Genomic DNA, 17881 nt, shown 5'->3' on the forward strand with positions numbered 1-17881 from the left:
CCGGTTCTCTTCCGTCATGTGCTGCCCCGGAACGGATGATCTCCACAGTCGATCCGGAGTCCCGGCACGTCCACAAGACCCGCTCCCACCAGCAGGACGGGTTCAAGGCCCACCTCGCGATCGAGCCGGAGACCGGGTTATACACGGCCGTCGCCGTGCGTCCCGGGGCCGGACCCGAGCACCACGAAGCCGCAGTCGGCCTCGAACTCCTCGCCGACGAGAACGAGCCGGTGGACGTTTTCGGTGACACCGCCTACTCCACCGGCCCCGCCCGCCAGGCCCTCGAAGAGGCCGGGCACCGGCTGTTCCTCAAACCCGCACCGCTGCGGCCCGCCGTCCCCGGCGGCTTCACCCTCGACGACTTCGCCATCGACACCACCACCGGCATCGTGACCTGCCCGGCCGGACACACCGTTTCCCTCTCCGCCCCGGGCGGCCGTCACCACCAGCGCACGGCTCCCTTCAAGAACCTGTGCACCGGCTGCCCCCTGCGCGAGCAGTGCACCACCGCCAAGGCCGGACGCGTGCTGACCATCCGCCCCCACCACGATCTCCAAGCCGCGGCCCGCCACCAGGCCGCCACCGATCCCGGCTGGCAAGCCGACTACCGGCGCTGGCGGCCACCAGTCGAACGGGCCGTCGCCTGGCTCGTCCACCACGGCAACCGCAGACTCCGCTACCGCGGCACCATCAAGAACAACACCTGGATCCACACCCGAGCCGCCGCCCTCAACCTCCGCCGGCTGATCAACCTCGGACCCACCCACACCGGCACCACCTGGGCCATCACCCCCGCCATCACATAACCGAGGGGCCGCCCGGCCTACGGCCGGACAGCCCCACAACAAGATCTTCATCGGCCTTCTAGGAGTTGTCGTCGAAGTGTCAGGCCCACATCAGGAGCGAGGCGAGGGTGACGGCTGCTTGGTAGGACTGGCGGCCGGCACTCCTGCGCCGCCGCCCGATGCTCGGTCAAGAACGCGCTGCATGTCCGATTCAGGTCACCGGCGGCTCGTCCGGTGTCAGAGCGTCGAGCGCACGGTCGAGGGCGTCGAGGAGTGAGGCCTGTTCGACGGGTGTGTAGAGCATCCGCAGCGCGAGCCCGTCGCTGAGCGCGATGACGGCGTCGGCGGTGGCTCCGGCGCGGGGGCAGCCGACGCCGTCGAGCCATGCCGCGAGGACCTCCCTGACGTCGTGGTCGACCTGGCGCCGGATCGCGGCGAGGCGGGGGTGGTGGGCCGCCTGCACGGCGAAGGCAAGCTGTGCGGCGGCTTCGGCGCGGCGTTCCTCGTCCAGTGGGAGCGTGGTGAGGACCAGCGCGCGCAACGCCTGGCGCAGCGGGAGGCCGGTATCCACGAGCGCCATGCGCTCCTCGACGCGCTCACCGGCGAGTTCGGCAGCGAAGACCAGCATCTCTTCCTTGGAGCGGAAGTATTTCTGCACCGCCCCGGCGGACCGGCCGCTGGCCGCGGCAACGGTGCGCACGCTGATCTGGTCCAGGCCGCGCTCGGCGGCGAGCCGCAGCAGTGCGGCGCCGATCTGCCGGCGCTGCTCGGCCCGGTCGACGGTCTTCGGCATGGGCCAGGCCACCTTCCCTCTTTGAGATACGATCGTATTCTAACGATTGAAGGGGGAAGACGATGGACGACCACCACAGCAAGTCCTCCACGCCCGCGCTGCGGGTCTCGGACGCCGACCGCGATCAGGCCCTCGGCATCCTGGCCGCGGCGCTGGCCGAAGGCCGGCTCGACGTGCAGGAACATGCGAGCCGGGTCCAGGCGGCCCTGCGGGCACACACCGCTGACGACCTCGGCGTCCTCACCGCCGACTTGCCGGCCCCGACGCCGACCCGGGCCGAACGGGACCGTAAGGACGTGGCGGAGTGGCTCGCGGAGTGGCGGTACTGGCTCGGCGGGCTGGTGCTCATGTCGGCGATCTGGGGCGTGCGCTGTCTGCAGGAGGGGGAGCTGACGTACTACTGGCCGCTCGCCCCGCTTGGGGTGTGGGCAGCCGTCCTCGTCACCGTGGCGATCTGGCCCCGCCGCGGCGACGACGAGGACGGCAAGACCTGATCGTGCCGGGTGGTGCCAGCGGGTTGTGAGTGAGCCTGGCGCGGTGACTGCGGCACGGAGACGAAGCCGCCCGGACCACCGCGCCCGGCGCCCGCCACGACCACCTGGGTCGAGTCACGCCCTGCGCGGGTCCCCCGGGAAGCGTGCAGCAGCTCAGGCATCGCACCGCTCAACGCGGCAGACGTGGGGCGCCGCTCCCTCCGGACACAGGCCCTCATCACTGCCTTGCGGATCGCTCACCCGCAGGGAATTCACCAGATGGACGCGCAGCTCGACCGCTTCCCGCACGCCGCTGCTCCGACCAGGGTGCTCGAGGCCCACTGCTCTGCCAGAAAGTCGTACGTTTCGGCGGTCGCCCGGTCGCCCGGTCGCCCGGTCGCCCGGTCGCCCGGTCGCCCGGTCGCCCGGTCGCTGTCGGGATCGGCGCGAACAACGTCCGCCGTGACGATTCGGGCGCCCGGGAACCCACCCTCCGGTCGACGAGTCCCCGGACCCATGCCAGCCCTTGTTCGTCCGCGTACAGGCAGAACCGCAGTATTCGCGTCCTCGTACGACACGAACCTGCGCTTGGCGTGAGCCAGCCTTGTTCGTAGCCGACTGCGCTGCCCCCTCCGTGGACCCCTCTGTCACCCCCTCCGCGCCCCGTCCCGGCGGGCCGGGCGTTTCCGCAGGTCAGACCGGGCGGTCAAGGGGCCGCCGGGGATCCGGGAACCCTCATGTACCAAGGCGTCCCAAGCACGGGAGGACTTCGACCGACCTCGACGCCGGGAACTGCTGCAAGCGCTGGGGATCCTCCAGAAGGCTACGCCCGACCAGCTGTGGAAGCTGACCCGCCCGGAGAACCAGCACGACAAGCTCACGCGGGACAACCTCCTGGATGTTCAGGACCACCACTTGGTGAGGATCGAATCGGTTCAGGAAGACCAGTGACAGGTGGGGGTGCTCACCAGAGGGGGACACGGCGAGTCGAAGAAGCTGCTGGAGCCGAAGGGCATACGGGTCTCGGTGCTGCGCGAGGAGAAGTACCATCCGGACACAGAAGAGCTGCTCGGCACCGGATACGACGACCACGCCGCGGCGGTCACCTCGACGGCCGGCCACCGGCTCGGCTTCCAGACCGAGATCGGCCACCGGCTCGGCAACAGCTTCGTGCAGCGGGCGGACCTGGTGGTGCGGGCGCCGGCGGCCAGTGTGCCCGTGCTGCTGCTGGAGATCGACCGCCGCACCGAGAACGCCCGCGACCTGGTGCAGAAGCTGCCGCAGGGCGCGGACAAGCGCACCATCGACCTGGCCCCGTTCCCGGCCGGACGCGATCGAGACCGTCGCCCACGAGAGGCGGCTGTGGCGCAGGGTCTACCGCCGACCGGCCGGGAGGGCGTGGCGCCGGTGGCGTTCGTGTTCGTGGACACCACCGAGGCGAAGGCGGCCAACACCGTGAAGGTGCTGGAAGAGATGGGCCGTCGCTACTGGGCGCCGCGCCGGTACGACACCTACCACCGAGGGATCACCTCGCGGGACTACGGCCAGGCGGCGCCCGTCGTCGTCGCCACCCTGGAGCAGCTCCAGGAGCACGGCGCCGACGCGGCGGTGTGGCGGCGTCTGGGACGGACGAGCGAGCAGCCGCTGACGGCCGCGCTCGACAACCCCGACGGGACGCCCTCTACCGCAACCAGGCCGCCCGCGCCGACGCCCAGGAGGCACAGCGCCGTGCCGACGAGCGGGAGACGCAGCGCCCCGTGTGCAGGCGGTGCGGGCAGAAGTTCACCGACGAGCGCTGGGAGGAGACCACCGCGCGCGGCGGAGCCTGGTCGGCCGGAGACGTGACCGTGTGCGGCACCTGCCACGCCGACGACGTCGCCCGCGAGGAGGCCGCGCGCCTCCAGGCCGCCGTGCCGCCGCCCCTGGAGGACGAGCCGGGGAGACGAGTGTCAGTGGGTCGGCCGTTGACAGGTGTCGAGCCGGGGCCGTACGAGCCGACTGCCCGCCGGCGTGGCGTCAGACCTGCCCGGTGCCCTGGACGATGACTTCGTTGACGTTGACGTCCTCTGGCTGGGCGATGGCGTAGCCGATGGCCCGGGCGATCGCCGAGGCGTCGATACCGACCGCGTCGAGCGCGGAGCGCACCGCGCCCTGCTGCTCGGGGTTGCCACCGGAGTGGGTGAGCTCGGTCTTGGTCAGGCCAGGGCTGACGACGGTGACGCGGAGGTCGGTGGTCTCCTGGCGCAGGCCGTCGGACACGGCGCGGACGGCGAACTTCGTCGCGCAGTACACGACCCCGGTCGGGTCCACGCGGTGCCCGGCGGTCGAGGCGACGTTGATGATGTGCCCGGACCGGCGCTCGCCCATGGTGGGCAGGACCGCCGCGATGCCGTACAGCACACCGCGCAGGTTCACGTCGATCATCCGGTCCCACTCCTCGACGCGCAGCTCCTCCATGAAGCCCAGCGGCATGATGCCGGCTTGTTGACCAGGACGTCGACACGGCCGTGGCGCTCCAGCGCGCCGGAGACGAACGCCTCCACGCTGTCGCGATCGGTCACGTCCAGCTGCGCGGACTCCGCGTGATGGCCGGCCTCGGTGAGCTCGGCGACCAGAGCGTCCAGGCGGTCGCTGCGCCGGGCGCCGAGGACGACGTGATGGCCTTCAGTGGCGAGGTGGCGGGCGGTCGCCTCTCCGATGCCGCCGGACGCGCCGGTCACCAGGACGATCTTGCGGTCGGCGGACGGAGTGGTGCTGTTCATGGCTGTGCTTCTTCCTGGGATGGTGTGCCGGCCCTTGTGGCCGGGCGACACGTCCAGAGCACCAGCCGGCCGGAACCCCAGGTAGAACCCTCCTCGTCCCGGGGTCCGGCCTACCGGGGGTCCGTCAGTACCCCCTTTGCGGGCGCGAGGCGGGGCTGGCCGGCAGGGCTAGCCTGAAAGCATGAGCCAGCCCGTGCCGGAGACCGACATCCGGGACTTCCTGCGCACGCGCCGGGCCCGCCTCACCCCGGAACAAGCCGGTCTTGCCCCTCACCCGGGCGCGCGCCGGGTGCCCGGCCTGCGGCGCGAGGAAGTCGCCCAGCTGGCCGGAGTCAGCGTGGACTACTACGTACGGCTGGAACGCGGACGCACCACGTCCGTCTCCGCGGCCGTCCTGAACGCCGTCGCTCACGCACTGCAACTCAACGACACCGAACGTAACCACTTGTTCGCCCTGGCCAACCCCACCGGGCAGCATCCGGATGCGACCACGGTCCAAAGGGCCCGCGCCGGGCTGCTGCGCGTGCTGGAGAACATCACCGACGTCCCGGCCCTGTTGCTCGGGCACCGCCTGGACGTCCTGGCCCTCAACCACCTGGCCCGCGCACTCTACCGAGACTTCGAGGGCCTGCCGGCCGGGGAGCGGAACATGGCCCGCTACGTGTTCCTCGCCGCCGAAGCCCGCGGCCTCTACGTCGACTGGCCCGAGACCGCCCGCGAAAACGCGGGCATGCTGCACCTGTACGCCAGCCACCATCCGCATGATCCCGGCTGGCACAGCTGGCCGGCGAACTGTCCGCCGGCGACCGGGACTTCCGCCGATGGCGGTCGGAGCACGATGTGTACCAGCCCAAGTACGGCTCCAAGCGCTACCACCACCCCCTCGCCGGGGACCTCACCCTCGGCTTCGAAGCCTTCACCCCTACCGGCGACGCCGACCAGACCCTCGGTATCTACACCGTCGAACCCGGCTCACCATCGGAAGACGCCCTCCGCATGCTCACCAGCTGGGCCACCGGCAACACCCATACGGACAGGACCCAGGCGGGTGGTGCCTAGGCCAAGGCGGTTTCGGCGACCCGCCGTGTCGCCGCCGGTGCAGCCGGGATTGACCGTCCATGAACACCTTCAAGCAGACGGCCCTCCTGGCGGCGCTGGCCCTGGCTGCCCCGTCCGCGCCCACCGCCACGGCCGCCCCGGCCTACAAGCCCGGAGAGGATGATCAGCCGGCGCCGCAGCGCGGTCGTACCGTCCCCGGCGGGGGCCCGCGAGCTCGTCGTAGGTCTGCTGCCACGCCTCTTGAAGGTGAGCAAGACTCGGGGGATGGGAACGGTGGTTTCACCCCTCCACTAGTAGGAGCAACGCCGTTCAGTCAAGGGTGGGGTCGGGACGTCAAGGGCTGCTCGTGACCATGGTGGTGCTGACGGTGGCATTGTCAGTGCGGCGCGCTAGGTTGCGGGCATGGGGGCAAGGGCATGGCTGCGCTCCGTCACACCCACCCGAAGAGGAGCAAGACCACCGTGCACAAGCCGAGCCGACCCGAGGACCTCGAACACCCCGACCGCATATGGGCCCGCGCCCTCACCTTCTTCCTGCTGGACGCGTCCTGCGGGGGAGAGACGTCCGGCTTCAGCGAGAAATGGATGGAGTTTTCCACGGGCGCCGGCTGGTGGTGGGTGGAACGGTTCGACGGGGACCGTGCCATGTTCGCCGGCGGTGCCAGCAGGGGCAACAACACTCCTGCCGACGGCCGGCAGATCGACTTGATATCGGGCGGCCCCGACTGGCTGCCCAAGGAGCTGCTGAGGGAGGAGGCCGGCCGTGACGGCATCGGCTTCCTCTACTGGTGGGAGGATGACGCCTGGCACCGCGTCCCGTACCCCGAGGAGCTGCGCGAGGACCATCTCGACGTCGCCGCCCCATGGCTGAACTCCGAGGAGGAGTTCCATGGCCAGGCCGAAGATCTCCTGCAATACGAGTACATGACAGTGGCGCAGGTGGAGGTGCTCGAGGCGGAGTGCACGCGGTTCCGCGAGCTGGCCGAGCGGCGCGCCGTCGACGAGGCAGCGGTCACCGGGCTGCTGGCCGCGGCCTGGCCGGAGGGAACGGAGGGAATGGACCCCGAGCACCTGCCGGCCTGCCTGGATCTCGCCGCCCGCGCCGGCGTCACCGGAAGTCCGGCACGGGCGTGATGGACATGAATCTGGTGGTGTCCCGGCGGAGGACCAGGGCGCGTGTCGAGTCGTGATCAGTCTGTGGCTTTCGCCTTTGCGGCGGGGCCTGGACCGGTAGATCTCCTTGTACGACGCGAGTGTACTGAGGTTGTAGGCGTGGTGTCGTGAGTGTGAGTCCGGTCGCGGGCGAGGCATCCGTCGATGATGTCGCTGCGGTAGTGGATCTGGCGGAGGCCGTGTCGGAGCCGGCGCATGAGGTGACTCGGGTCGGTGAAGGCCGTGTTGTTGAGAACGATCGGGCCGCCGAGCTGCTGGTGAGGAGGGCGCGGTGCTCGGTCCAGGCGAGGCTCTTGCGGCCCCCGCTTTGTGATTGGTGTGTCGTTCTTCAGCCGTGCGGCCGCGTGTCGACGGGGCCCAGGGGCGACTCCGCTCGCGGTGCCGGGCGAGGCGCGCGTGATAAACATCGCCGACGGCGGCGGTCACAAGGCCCTCGGCCGGCAGGCCGGCCGCAAGAAACGGCCCCGCCTGGGCTACAGCTACATCCACACCGCCGTCGACGACCACTCCCGCCTCGCCTACAGCGAGATCCTGGCCGACGAGAAGAAGGAAACTGCCACAGCCTTCTGGCAGCGGGCCCACGCCTACTTCACCCGGGCCGGGATCACCGTCGAACGGGTCCTGACCGACAACGGCTCGTGCTACAAGTCGCACGCCTGGCGCGACACCCTGGCGGCGGCCGGGATCACCCACAAGCGAACCCGGCCCTACCGGCCCCAGACCAACGGCAAGGTCGAACGCCTCAACCGCACCCTGCTGGACGAGTGGGCCTACGCCCGCCCCTACCGGTCAGAGCAGGAACGACGCGACGCGTTCCCCCAGCAACTGCACTCCTACAATCACCACCGCGGACACACCGCACTCGCAGGCAAACCACCCGCCAGCCGCGTCCCCCACCTCACCGGGCAATACGGCCAGGACATACTTCCGCCATGAACATGATCGGCTTGCGGATGCTGCTCGTGGTGTTGTTCGCCGGGACCACACTGAGCGCCTGCTCCTTCTTCGCCCCGTTCGCGACCTGCGAGGGAACCGAGTCGGCCGTGGCGAACCTCAACGGACTGCCCGCGCTGGATCTGCGTCCCGAGCGGGCCACGGCCCTTGATGGTGGGCTGGCGGCCCAGGCCCACTGCACCGAGGACAGCGGGGACGCCTATCTGATCGCGGAGCGGCTGTACTCCTACGACGGGACCCGCGAGGAGGTGCTGGAGTACTACGGCCGGGAAGCGCCGGCGGCGGGATGGCGCCCCGTGGGCCGCCTCGCCACGGGCCCGGACCACCGGATCGCCGTCTTCTGCTTCGAATCCGGCGATCGCCCGAGCATCGTGCTCGCCTTCGAGTCCCCGGAGGACCTCCGCGAGTTCTACGGAGTGGAGCCGGGCCCGGCGCCCGGTGGGCCCGGCTCCCGGATCTGGTTCAGGTGGTCCGCCGAGGCGGCGACCGACGGTTCCCGGATTGACTGCTGAGTGCATTATCCCAGTGCGGCCGGGTCGCGCGGGGAACGGCGGTAGTGCCGGTGAGGCCTGGACGCGCTGTGCGTGCGAGGCACGCGCCCAGTTCGAGGTCAAGATGTGATCGTCTGTAGTCCCGATCACCTCCGGTCCTTCTCTTGCAGTCTGGAGTCGAACGGGGCCCGGCACTGTGGAAATACGCGATGTCGAGATCTTCCTCGCTCTGGCCGAGGAACTGCACTTCGGGCGCACTGCAGCCCGGCTGCGCGTGAGCCAGGCGCGGGTCAGCCAGGCGATCGAACAGCAGGAACGACGCATCGGTGGTGCCCTGTTCGACCGGTCCAGCCGCAGCGTCTGCCTGACGCCCCTCGGGCGGCTTCTCTGAGCGGCCGATCCAAGGGGAGGGGCCGAGCGTACGGATGTCCGCAATCGCGGCGAGGCCCGCGGGTTCCGGGAATCCACGGTGGGCAGGGCTATGAAGAACGCGCCGGTCTCCGGAGACGGCGGCGTGCTTCGGTTGCTTGTGGACCGGCGCGGAGCCGCCGGGTGACAGCCTCGACGAAGGCTGTCACCCGGTAGCGGCGTCCGATCACCGAACCGCTCACACCATTTCGATCACGTCAGAGTGGACGGCGCCGGCAGTGTGGCGAGTTCTGCGAGGAGGCGGGCCGCCGGTGCGGGGGCGACCAGCCACTTCAGGTGACTGCCGTCGAGTGTGTGGACGTCGTACGGGTTGTCCGGCGTCAGCTCGTTGCCCTCGCGGATCAGGCGGTCCTGTAGGGCGAGGGGCAGGCTGGTGTCGTCGGCGAGCCGGATGTAGGTCTTCGGGATGCGGCCCCAGGTCGCGGCCTGTGCCCGGTCGGCGGGGCCGCCGGCGTCCAGGTTCTCGTCGGGCTGGAAGGTGTTGAGGAAGGTGAGGAACTGCTCGTCGGTGCCGTCGGCGAGGAAGGCCGCCTTGAGCGCCGCGAGAGCGTTCGGATCTGCGGTACGGAAGTTGACGCGGAGCAGACCGAGTTCGGCGGGGTTTCCGGCCAGCGCCGACATCAGGGAAGCCGCGTCGACCGTGGCCATCTCGGGCTCGGTGTAGTAGTCGTTGACGGTGAGGTCGACCGGGGCCCAGGCCGAGACGTAGACCAGGCGGTCGATCAGGTCCGGGCGCGCGTTGGCCGCAGCCGTGGCCGTGATACCGCCGCGGCTGTGGGCGACGAGGATCACGGGGCCGTTCCGCTTGGCCCGTTCGAGGATCCCGATCAGGTGCGCGACGTTGTCAGCGAGCGTGACGCCCTTGATCGAGCCGGGCGCGCTCGCGAGCCCCGCGGGGTCCTGCGGCGCCTGATAGGCGTGGGTGAAGGTCGCCTGGAACCCGTGGCCGGGCAGGTCGACGGCGATCGAGCGGTGCCCGAGGAGGCCGAGTTCGGCCTGAAGGGGCGCGAAGGAGAAGGAGTTCGCGAAGGCTCCGTGCACGAGTACGAACGTCGGTTGCATCTGTTTCGTCACTTTCCGGCCGCCGCGGGGCGGCGGCCATGGCGGGGCCCCCGGGTGCGGGGACGTCTTGGTGCGTGGGCTTGTCGGTGGCCTACGCGATCACTCCGAGGTCCGGCGCAGCACCAGGCAGACGAAGCCGAAACTGTCCCGGTACCCGTGCAGCCACTGCGAACGCCGGGCATTGGCCGTCTCCAGCACCTGCGCGGCGGCCGGATCGGCCGGGTGGTCCAAAGCCCATGCGGCCAGCGAGCCCCAGCAGGCCCACTCGTAGGCGTCCAGCTCGGCGCGGGAGCTGACGTGGCCGTGGACGGGGGTCCAGCCGTCGGCGACGACGCGGTCCACCGTGGTTGCCAGGTCCGCGAGGTCACCGAACGTCTCGACGGCCGCCGGTGACGGGTCGCGGTCCCAGAACGCCTCGCCGATCAGGACGCGGCCGCCGGGAGCCATGTGCCCGCGGGCTGCCGCGAGGGTGGGCACGAGACCGCCGAAGGCATGCGTGGCGCCGACGCTGATCACCAGGTCGAAGGGCTCTGAAGAGCCGAAGTCCGCGGCCGCCCGCTGGTGGAGGACCAGGTGCTCGTCGACTCCGCGTGCGCGCGCCGCCTGGCGGGCCCGGGCCAGGGCGACCTCGGAGACGTCGACGCCCTCGGCGTGCAGGTGCGGGCGGGTCGCCAGGGCGCGCAGGAGCCACTCTGCCGTGCCGCATCCGAGGTCGAGCACGCGCTCGTCGCCTCGCGGCAGGCCCTGTTCGAGCAGTCGGCTGACCGAGTCGTCGTCGAGCGGGGACTTGATCGGGTGGTCAGCATGGGCGATCTCGGATATCTGTTCGCGGTTCACCGGGGCTCGTGCTCCGGGTCGAGGAGCAGCTTCGCGGCCACCGTCGTGCCGTCGGTGCGGATGGTGCCGGCGACGGCGTTCGCCCGTGCTGCCGCTTCGGGGGTCAGGGCCGTGCTGAGGGCGGCCGACAGGGACTCGAAGGTCGGGGTCGGGCCGTCGTGTGCCGCGCCGATGCCGAGTTCGGCCACGCGGGCGGCCCAGTGCGGCTGGTCGACGAACTGGGGAACCACCACCTGGGGTGCACCGGCGAGGGCGGCGGTCGTCGTGGTGCCTGCGCCGCCGTGGTGCACGACGGCGGCGACCCGGCGGAACAGCGCCTGGTGGTTGACGTCGCCGACGGCGAAGCAGTCGTCCGCGTCGACCGCCAGGGCCAGGTCTGCCCAGCCGCGGGAGACGAGGACCCGGCGGCCCTGCGCGCGGGCCGCCTCGACGGTGATCCGGGCGATGTCGGTGGCCGCGCTCATCGGCATGCTGCCGAAACCGACGTACACCGGCGGCGTGCCGGCGTCCAGGAACGTCTCCAGGTCGTTCGGCAGGGGCCGTTCGTCGGGCAGGATCCACGCGCCGGTCTGCAGGACGTCGAGGTTCGTGAGGTTCTCCCACGGCCCGAGGACCGGGTCTGCGGCCAGCCACGGCCGGTCGCCGAAGACGTGGTCGCGGACGTTGTCCACCGGCGCGAGGCCGATCGCCGCGCGGTGGGCATTGAGGGGCTGGAGGTAGAGGGCGTTGACCTTCTGGGCGTCCAGCTCCCACAGGGCCTGGTTGTCGGTCATCCCGGGCGGAGCCGGAGGGCCGGGCCGCGGCGACGGCAGGTAGTGGGCGGAGGGCATCTCGAACGGGTGGAAGCCGGCGTACACGTAGCGGATGCCCAGCTTCTCGGCCACCGAGCGGGCGCCGGCCGGCATCAGACCACTCGCCACCAGCACGTCACAGTCCTCGGCCGCCTTGCCGACCGTCTCGAAGTGCGTGGCGACCAGCTCGGCCGCGAATGCGGCCGCGTCCGACGGCGGCGCCCCCGTCCGCAGCGCGCGCACGTCCCGCCCGAAGGGCACCACTTCCGCGCCGACACCGGCCAGCAGTTCCGCGAACTCCTCGTCCGGCGGTGCGCACACGCGCACCTCCGCGCCGAGTTCTCGCAGCGTCGCCGCCAGTCCCGCCAGCGGCGCGATGTCGCCGCGCGATCCGTACGCCATCAACAGCACACGCATGTCGTGTCTCTCATTCCTTGTGGATGCCGGCCGCGGCCGGCGGGTCAGTCGCTCTCAGGCCGCGGGCACGTCGAGCTGGTACTCGTGGGTGCGCCGGTAGGAGCGGAATCCCAGCCGGTGGTTGACGGCCAGCATGTGGACGTTGTCGTCGGCGTTGTCCGTCTCGATCTCGACGACGCCGGGATGCTCGGCGCGCAGCCGCCGCGTCATGGCGGCCTTGACCCACAGCCCGAGGCCGTGGCCGCGGTGCGCGGGCACGACCGCCGTGTCGTACTGCTGGGCTCGCGGCCCAGAGCTCCCGGGGAGCACGATCTCGGTGTAGCCGCCCATGGTGCCGTCGTCGTGGACGGCGGCGGTGGTCAGCAGGGTGTCCCCGCGGTCGGCGACCACTTTGGCCATGGCGCGCACGCGGTCGGCGTCCCACGCCACGCTTCCGTAGTCCAGGTCGCCGACGGGCATGTCGTTCATGGCGTTCTTGGCCGCGGCGAACGCGTCAGCGAGCCCGTCGGGAACCGTGCCGGTCCAACTGGTCAGACGGTAGCCGGGGTGCTCGGCATCGGCGATCCGCAGCAGTTCGGTCACGTCCAGCTCGTCGAGGCGCAGCATCAGGTGGTCCAGGGTGAGCGCGCGGCGGAAGCCGTGGCGCTCGCTGAACGCCTCGCCCGGGCTGCCGGCGGCGGCTGTCGCGACGAGGCTGCGCCGCCTCTCGGCGCGGCAGGCGGCCAGGACCGCCGAAAGGAGAAGGGAGCCGGTTCTCAGGCGCCGGTGTGCGGGATCGACGTGGAGCTCCAGTTCGGCCAGGTGCTGCTGGCCCGGTGAGGTGAACAACCGGAGGCCGGCGACTCCGACAGGGGCGCCGTCCGCCGCGGTGGCGAGCCAGGTCAGCCGGCGGCTGCCCAGGGCGGGCTGGGTGAGCTGGGCGTGGATCTGTCCGGGGCTGGGGGCCGGTACTCCGGGCAGGTCGTGGGCCGTCGAGGCGGCGACGACCTGGTGCCACGCGGCGGCCTCGGTATCCGAGACGCGCTGGAGCGGAGTGACGTGTGCAGATGGGGACACTGTGATGGCTTTCGAGGGCGAGGGGCGGAGTCGGTCGGGCGACGGGCCGTGAGGGCGGCGGGTAGTGAACGTGTGTCAGGCCGTGGTGATTGGACTCCAGCGGTCGAGGGCGGTGTGGGCCGGGATCCATCGGGCGGTGTAGGCGGCGACCCCGGGCTCGGTCAGCAGCCGTCGATGGCCTGGACCACCGGCGCGATGACGGCGCGCTCGGCTTCCCACACCTCCAGCAGCGCCAGGTCCCTTCGGGCGGCCGGCCAGATTCCGCCGCAGTGGCGGCCACAGCGCGTCGTCCTCGGCCGCGTGGTGCGCGCTGAGGGCCTGCTCGAACAGCGTCCATCCGGCAGCAGTGGCCCGTACCCGCACGGGGTCACGGTCGGCGGCGGTGGTGACCCGGTCGAGCTGGGCCAGTTCCCGGCGCACGGCGCCATGCATCGCGTACATCACGGTCAGGTCGATGGCGTCGCTCATAGGGCCGGACGAATGCGGCGTTCTTCACGGTTCTTCATGCGTGCAGGCATGCCTCAATGATCTTGCGATCCATACATATGATCAAGCCATACTTCCACGCGGTTCGATAACCGCTGAGTTGTCGACCGGGGGCGGCGGCCGGGTGAACTGCGGGACATCGAGATTCCTCGTACTGGCGGAGGAGCTGCATTTCGGCCGGGCCGCACAGCGGCTGCACGTCTCCCGGGCACGCGTCAGCCGAGCCATCAAGAAGCAGGAGCGGCGCATCGGCGCCGAGTTGTTCGCCCGCACCGCCCGCTCGGTCAGCTTGACCGAGGTCGGCCGACAGTTCCGCGACGACCTGCAACCCGTCTTCGATGCCGGCAGCGAGCTGCCGGGTGAGCCGGATGGCCTCGGCAGCGAGGTCGACGTCGCCGGAGTAGCCCTCGTTGAAGACGAGGTAGCGGACGCGCAGCACGGTGGCGCCGTCGCCGGGCTGGTCGAGGCGCACGCCGGAGACGGTGCGCTTGGCGCGGCTGATGTGCTGCGCCATGGTCGCCTCGGGCACCAGGTAGGCTCGGGCGATCTGGCGTGTGGTGAGCCCGCCGACGGCACGCAGCGTGAGCGCTACCGCGGACGACGGCGTCAGCGACGGGTGGGCGCACAGGAAGTGGAGCCGGAGCGTCTCGCCCACCACAGGCGCCGGCCCGGGCACCGGCTCCTCCTCGACGAGGTCCTCGCGCCGGCGGCGGGCGGCGTCCGAGCGGGCCGTGTCGAGGAACTGGCGCCAGGCCATAGTGACCAGCCAGCCCTTGGCATCCCGCGAGGGTCGGCCGCCCAGACGCGGAGCGCCTCGACCAGCGCGTCCTGCACGTCCTCCGCCACCGCGAAGTCGGCTCCGCGGCGGACGAGGATGGTGAGCACGCCGGCGTGAGGCTCCTGAGCAGGACCTCGCCCATCGGCGACGTCACTCCGTGATGGTGGGCGGCGCGCCCAGGAACGGGCGCACCTCCAACCACTCGTGGATCGGCTTGCCGCCGGCCCCCGGCGCGGCCGACAGCTCCCCGGCCAGCTCGACGGCACGCTCGTAGCTGTCGACGTCGATGATCATCCAGCCGGCGATGAGGTCCTTGGTCTCCGCGAACGGGCCGTCGGTGACCGGCGGGCGACCCTCACCGTCGTAGCGGACCCACACTCCCTCGGGGGCGAGCGCCTGAGCGTCGACGAACTCGCCGGTCTTCTCCAGCCGGGCCGCGAAGTCGTTCATGTATTGCACGTGGGCCGAGATCTCCTCCGGGCTCCACTGGTCCATCGGCACGTCGTTGACCGAAGCGGGGGCGCCGCGGTAGTGCTTCAGCAGCAGGTACTTGGCCATCCTGGTTCTCCTCGGTCTCGTGCGAGCCATTGTGGCCGCGTTCACCCCGAGGACGGAGCCGGACGCGGGTTCTCGACATCGCCGTCCGATCCTTTTCGGGCTCGCGGTCGGGTGCCCTCGAGCGGTTCGGCCGCGCTCATGCGCTGTCACTCTTGCGGCCGACCGCCAGGGGCAGGGCGCCCTGGCGCTCGGCGTGGGCGGGCGGCCTCTGGACGCACGACGTCGTGGGCGGGGTCCCGCTGCGCGGATCGCGCCTCACCGGCTCGCCAGGTGGCGAACAGCCCGCCTCCCGCGCTCATGATCACGGAAAAGCCCGTCGCGCCTGCCACCATGTACACCACCGTGGCCAGTGTGATGAGGACAACCAGGCCGAGCAGCTCCACGGAACGTGTGCCCGCTTGCCTCGGGAGGGTCTGGACCTCGCGGTCCCCGGCCCGGCGGCTGATCCTTTTCGGCATGGCGACTTCTCCCAACCAGGCACCCCGTCGGTGCTCCTCTTGGGAAGATGCAGGCGGGAGGATTTGTGCCACCAGGGGCAACAAACGGGGTGGGAGGTATTTCTCAGGACGGGCAAGTTGCCGCCTCCCGGCAAGAAGGCGCTGCGGTAGCGCGGGGGGAGGACGCATGAGCGGAGGCGGGGAGGGAATCAACCGCCGCGGGCGCTCGATGGCCCCACTCGACCCGAGGCTCTCCCCGGGGGAACGGGAGTTCCTTGAACGGTTGCGGGCGGTGGCCGCCGCCGCCGGGGACACCCTCGCAAAGGTCAGTAGTGGTCTGGACGACCTCGCGCGCGTGGAGCGGGTCCACTCCATGGCGGCCAGCGTGCCGGACCTGTCGAAGATGCTCTCCGGCAAGCGCAGCACCCGGCCGGAAGTGATCAGGGGTCTCCACATTCTTGCCGCGTTGCGGGAAGGGCAGCCGGAGAATGGTGTTGTCATGTCCACGGACCCGAACCTGGCGAGTTCGAGGCTCCGGGTGGCGGTTGCGGAGGCCGAGAAGGAGATCGCCATCACGCAACGCCTCTACACCGGGTGGGTTAGGGGGCGCGACCGGGGGTTGCGGCTACAGCTGGCTGAGGCACAGGAGCAGTCAGGGGAACTTCGGACCCGGCTGATGCATGCCGAGCGGCGCGCGGAGGAACTCGCCGCCGAGTTGTCCAGGGCCTGTCGCCGTCACGCCGAGATGGTTGAGGAGCTCACCAAGCGCAGCACCGAGGTCACTGCCGCGCTTGGCCGAAGCCGCCGGCAGATCCGCGGGCTTGCGGACGAAGTACGGGCCTTGAACGAGCGCATCACGTGGCTGGAGGGAGCGCTGCGGGAAGCTTGGCGCGCCGTCAGTCGTCACGTGGCAGAACTCGCCTCTGTCGTTGAGTTGGTGATCGAGCTGGCGGCTCAGCTCACTGACGCGGAAGACTGATATCCCGCCTTGATCGCCTTCGCCCTCCTACCCGGCCCGTACGCCTTGATCGTCGTCCTCTTCGTGCCGGCAGGAACCGCACGCGGCAACCTCACCGTCCTCCGGGCCGCCGCCGTCACCGACCGCTGGGAAACCGCCCACTACAGCCGGTTTTCCGGCGCCCCCCGGCTGCGTCGGCTCCCACTGCAGCAGCCCTCGCACCCTGCGCCGGAGCCGCCCTCGCCCAGCTGTTCGAAGGCCCTCCCGCCCTGATTGCGCTGCTCGCCGTGCGCGACCCTGAGGCCGCGCCGTGAAGTCCGAGGACCCCGAGGATTCAGCTGCCCTCCTCGCCGAGTACAGCCGCTGCGCCGAGCTGATCACCCCCGCACCCCTACTGCCCGGGCACCGACGTCGACGTGTCGCTGCCGTACTGGATGACCGTCCGCCCGTTGGGCTCCACCAGTCCGGGCGGCCCGCACAACGTCGACCTCGCAGGCGGCCGCGGTTGGCTCGCTCGTCTTCACCTTCATCCGCCGTCACGCCGACCCCCAGACCTCACCGTCACCGAGGGTTCCGGGCGGGGTGGGTGGTGTGTCGCTTGTTCGGCGTCCGGTCGGCTTTTTCGTGTAACTGTTTCTTTCCGGCTTGGCTGCCGTCACTTGTCCGCGGATCCGGTGGCTAGAGTCGCGGTCATGGGTGGACAGCAGACGCGAGGGAAGCGGTGCAAGCAGTGCCAGCGGCCGCTCGATGAGCGCGGCTGGTGGCGTCCGAAACGGTTCTGCAGCCGGTGGCACCGGGTGAGGTACTGGCTGGAGGAGCTGGGAGAGATCGTGCTCGGCTAGGTGTTCTGTCCGGGGAGTTGCAGATGGTCGGGTTGAGCAACCCCTACCGCGCGTATGTGGAGCAGTAGGACGGCCGAGGGGCAGTCCGGGGAAGGCGTCCGGCCCGGACCGGCCGACTTCGGGCAGGCGCTCCTGCGCGTACGCCGTGACGATCCGGACGCGCCGGCGGCCGCCAGGGCGGCGGCCCGGCTCGGCACGGTGTTGTGACACAGGAGCACCTGACAGCCCGGATCACTGAGGTGTACGGCGATACCGTCGTCACCGTCGTCACCGAGTGGTCGTGTGCGCATGGGGATCTGGGCTGGGCGAATCTGACCGGGCCGACGCTCACCTTCCTCGACTGGGAGTCGTGGGGGAGGGCACCGGTGGGCAACGACGCCGCTTGCTTGTGGTCGGCATCCCTCACTGTCCCGGCTCTGGCGGACAAGGTGCTGCTTGAGTTTGACGACGTCCTCACGCCCGGTCCGGGCGGCTGTCCCAGCTGATGCTGTGCGCCAACGTCGCCCGCGCGTACCGCCGTACGGGCCGGAAGTCGGCGCTCACTGCAGCCATGGAGGCAGCAGTCCCGCAGGCTGCTGGCAGACCTGGTGTGACCTCCCCAAGGTCCTGGGGCCTTCGCTGCGATCTGCGGGACGACGTAGAGCTCTCCTCGCAGGCGCGGGGGTGCCCCGTACTCGGTGCCGCCGGGCAGTGCGCAGCCCTTTCCGGTGAGCGGAGATGCGCGGGGAATGGGGCCTTGCC

Annotated in this window: 16 protein-coding genes and 6 pseudogenes; 13 read left to right on the forward strand and 9 right to left on the reverse strand. The window is 70.8% G+C overall.

Features of this window, described 5'->3' with window-relative positions:
• Positions 1–35: 35 nt before the first annotated feature.
• On the forward strand, positions 36–806 hold the full coding sequence (locus ACFVGY_RS14660) for a transposase (RefSeq protein ID WP_385676222.1): 771 nt from the start codon (positions 36–38) through the stop codon (positions 804–806).
• Between the two features lie 190 nt (positions 807–996).
• On the opposite strand, the gene ACFVGY_RS14665 is transcribed toward ACFVGY_RS14660, so the two are convergent.
• Positions 997–1578: a TetR/AcrR family transcriptional regulator gene (locus ACFVGY_RS14665; RefSeq protein WP_385676225.1), complete on the reverse strand. Its 582-nt coding sequence runs from the start codon at positions 1576–1578 to the stop codon at positions 997–999.
• A 62-nt stretch (positions 1579–1640) separates the two neighbouring features.
• On the opposite strand from ACFVGY_RS14665, the gene ACFVGY_RS14670 reads away from it, so the two are divergent.
• On the forward strand, positions 1641–2072 hold the full coding sequence (locus ACFVGY_RS14670; protein ID WP_385676228.1) for a DUF1707 domain-containing protein: 432 nt from the start codon (positions 1641–1643) through the stop codon (positions 2070–2072).
• Positions 2073–3011: 939 nt separating this feature from the next.
• A complete protein-coding gene (locus tag ACFVGY_RS14675) occupies positions 3012–3896 on the forward strand; it encodes a hypothetical protein (RefSeq protein WP_385676231.1) in 885 nt (294 codons plus the stop codon).
• A gap of 171 nt (positions 3897–4067) precedes the next feature.
• Here ACFVGY_RS14675 and ACFVGY_RS14680 read toward each other — a convergent pair.
• Positions 4068–4813 (reverse strand): annotated as a pseudogene (locus ACFVGY_RS14680) (SDR family oxidoreductase).
• 181 nt (positions 4814–4994) lie between these two features.
• On the opposite strand from ACFVGY_RS14680, the pseudogene ACFVGY_RS14685 reads away from it, so the two are divergent.
• The 5 genes and pseudogenes from ACFVGY_RS14685 to ACFVGY_RS14705 form a co-directional block, all read left to right on the forward strand.
• Positions 4995–5872 (forward strand): annotated as a pseudogene (locus ACFVGY_RS14685) (helix-turn-helix domain-containing protein).
• Positions 5873–6288: 416 nt separating this feature from the next.
• A complete protein-coding gene (locus ACFVGY_RS14690; protein ID WP_385676233.1) occupies positions 6289–7005 on the forward strand; it encodes a hypothetical protein in 717 nt (238 codons plus the stop codon).
• Between the two features lie 444 nt (positions 7006–7449).
• Positions 7450–7980 (forward strand): annotated as a pseudogene (locus ACFVGY_RS14695) (DDE-type integrase/transposase/recombinase); the annotation flags it as partial.
• Positions 7977–8510: a hypothetical protein gene (locus ACFVGY_RS14700; RefSeq protein WP_385676236.1), complete on the forward strand. Its 534-nt coding sequence runs from the start codon at positions 7977–7979 to the stop codon at positions 8508–8510. The pseudogene ACFVGY_RS14695 and the gene ACFVGY_RS14700, both read left to right, overlap by 4 nt.
• A gap of 175 nt (positions 8511–8685) precedes the next feature.
• Positions 8686–8877, forward strand: a pseudogene (locus tag ACFVGY_RS14705) (LysR family transcriptional regulator); the annotation flags it as partial.
• Positions 8878–9110: 233 nt separating this feature from the next.
• Here ACFVGY_RS14705 and ACFVGY_RS14710 read toward each other — a convergent pair.
• The 5 genes from ACFVGY_RS14710 to ACFVGY_RS14730 form a co-directional block, all read right to left on the reverse strand.
• The gene (locus tag ACFVGY_RS14710) at positions 9111–9980 is read right to left on the reverse strand and encodes an alpha/beta hydrolase (RefSeq protein ID WP_385676239.1); all 870 of its coding nucleotides are present in this window, start codon (positions 9978–9980) and stop codon (positions 9111–9113) included.
• A gap of 99 nt (positions 9981–10079) precedes the next feature.
• The gene (locus ACFVGY_RS14715) at positions 10080–10817 is read right to left on the reverse strand and encodes an SAM-dependent methyltransferase (RefSeq protein WP_385676241.1); all 738 of its coding nucleotides are present in this window, start codon (positions 10815–10817) and stop codon (positions 10080–10082) included.
• On the reverse strand, positions 10814–12025 hold the full coding sequence (locus tag ACFVGY_RS14720) for a glycosyltransferase (RefSeq protein WP_385676244.1): 1212 nt from the start codon (positions 12023–12025) through the stop codon (positions 10814–10816). The genes ACFVGY_RS14715 and ACFVGY_RS14720 overlap by 4 nt, the downstream gene beginning before the upstream one ends.
• Positions 12026–12079: 54 nt before the next feature.
• The gene (locus tag ACFVGY_RS14725; RefSeq protein ID WP_385676246.1) at positions 12080–13081 is read right to left on the reverse strand and encodes a GNAT family N-acetyltransferase; all 1002 of its coding nucleotides are present in this window, start codon (positions 13079–13081) and stop codon (positions 12080–12082) included.
• A gap of 75 nt (positions 13082–13156) precedes the next feature.
• Positions 13157–13549, reverse strand: coding sequence for a hemerythrin domain-containing protein (locus tag ACFVGY_RS14730; RefSeq protein ID WP_385676249.1), 393 nt, complete (start codon positions 13547–13549; stop codon positions 13157–13159).
• Between the two features lie 147 nt (positions 13550–13696).
• On the opposite strand from ACFVGY_RS14730, the pseudogene ACFVGY_RS14735 reads away from it, so the two are divergent.
• Positions 13697–13895 (forward strand): annotated as a pseudogene (locus ACFVGY_RS14735) (LysR family transcriptional regulator); the annotation flags it as partial.
• Between the two features lie 6 nt (positions 13896–13901).
• On the opposite strand, the pseudogene ACFVGY_RS14740 reads toward ACFVGY_RS14735, so the two are convergent.
• Positions 13902–14487: pseudogene (locus ACFVGY_RS14740) on the reverse strand (sigma factor-like helix-turn-helix DNA-binding protein); the annotation flags it as partial.
• An 8-nt stretch (positions 14488–14495) separates the two neighbouring features.
• A complete protein-coding gene (locus tag ACFVGY_RS14745) occupies positions 14496–14903 on the reverse strand; it encodes a YciI family protein (RefSeq protein ID WP_385676252.1) in 408 nt (135 codons plus the stop codon).
• A gap of 624 nt (positions 14904–15527) precedes the next feature.
• Here ACFVGY_RS14745 and ACFVGY_RS14750 point away from each other — a divergent pair.
• The 4 genes from ACFVGY_RS14750 (at position 15528) to ACFVGY_RS14765 (ending at position 17625) form a co-directional block, all read left to right on the forward strand.
• A complete protein-coding gene (locus ACFVGY_RS14750) occupies positions 15528–16319 on the forward strand; it encodes a hypothetical protein (protein WP_385676254.1) in 792 nt (263 codons plus the stop codon).
• 9 nt (positions 16320–16328) lie between these two features.
• Entirely contained in the window at positions 16329–16571 is a 243-nt protein-coding gene (locus ACFVGY_RS14755; RefSeq protein WP_385676257.1) for a hypothetical protein, read from the forward strand.
• A gap of 419 nt (positions 16572–16990) precedes the next feature.
• Positions 16991–17140 carry a hypothetical protein gene (locus tag ACFVGY_RS14760; RefSeq protein WP_385676260.1) on the forward strand — a complete coding sequence of 50 codons (150 nt, stop codon included), beginning with the start codon at positions 16991–16993 and terminating at the stop codon, positions 17138–17140.
• A 203-nt stretch (positions 17141–17343) separates the two neighbouring features.
• A complete protein-coding gene (locus ACFVGY_RS14765) occupies positions 17344–17625 on the forward strand; it encodes a hypothetical protein (protein ID WP_385676262.1) in 282 nt (93 codons plus the stop codon).
• Positions 17626–17881: the final 256 nt, after the last annotated feature.

Origin of the sequence: Streptomyces sp. NPDC127106 (assembly GCF_042677605.1) — a bacterium.
GTDB lineage: Bacteria > Actinomycetota > Actinomycetes > Streptomycetales > Streptomycetaceae > Streptomyces.

Bases quoted from the DNA above. Each gene is read 5' to 3' on its own strand.
- ACFVGY_RS14665 (WP_385676225.1), bottom strand. From the start codon at position 1,578: ATGCCGAAGACCGTCGACCGGGCCGAGCAGCGCCGGCAGATCGGCGCC.
- ACFVGY_RS14760 (WP_385676260.1), top strand. From the start codon at position 16,991: ATGGGTGGACAGCAGACGCGAGGGAAGCGGTGCAAGCAGTGCCAGCGG.
- ACFVGY_RS14750 (WP_385676254.1), top strand. From the start codon at position 15,528: ATGAGCGGAGGCGGGGAGGGAATCAACCGCCGCGGGCGCTCGATGGCC.
- ACFVGY_RS14660 (WP_385676222.1), top strand. From the start codon at position 36: ATGATCTCCACAGTCGATCCGGAGTCCCGGCACGTCCACAAGACCCGC.
- ACFVGY_RS14745 (WP_385676252.1), bottom strand. From the start codon at position 14,903: ATGGCCAAGTACCTGCTGCTGAAGCACTACCGCGGCGCCCCCGCTTCG.
- ACFVGY_RS14690 (WP_385676233.1), top strand. From the start codon at position 6,289: ATGGCTGCGCTCCGTCACACCCACCCGAAGAGGAGCAAGACCACCGTG.
- ACFVGY_RS14730 (WP_385676249.1), bottom strand. From the start codon at position 13,549: ATGAGCGACGCCATCGACCTGACCGTGATGTACGCGATGCATGGCGCC.
- ACFVGY_RS14670 (WP_385676228.1), top strand. From the start codon at position 1,641: ATGGACGACCACCACAGCAAGTCCTCCACGCCCGCGCTGCGGGTCTCG.
- ACFVGY_RS14700 (WP_385676236.1), top strand. From the start codon at position 7,977: ATGAACATGATCGGCTTGCGGATGCTGCTCGTGGTGTTGTTCGCCGGG.
- ACFVGY_RS14720 (WP_385676244.1), bottom strand. From the start codon at position 12,025: ATGCGTGTGCTGTTGATGGCGTACGGATCGCGCGGCGACATCGCGCCG.
- ACFVGY_RS14710 (WP_385676239.1), bottom strand. From the start codon at position 9,980: ATGCAACCGACGTTCGTACTCGTGCACGGAGCCTTCGCGAACTCCTTC.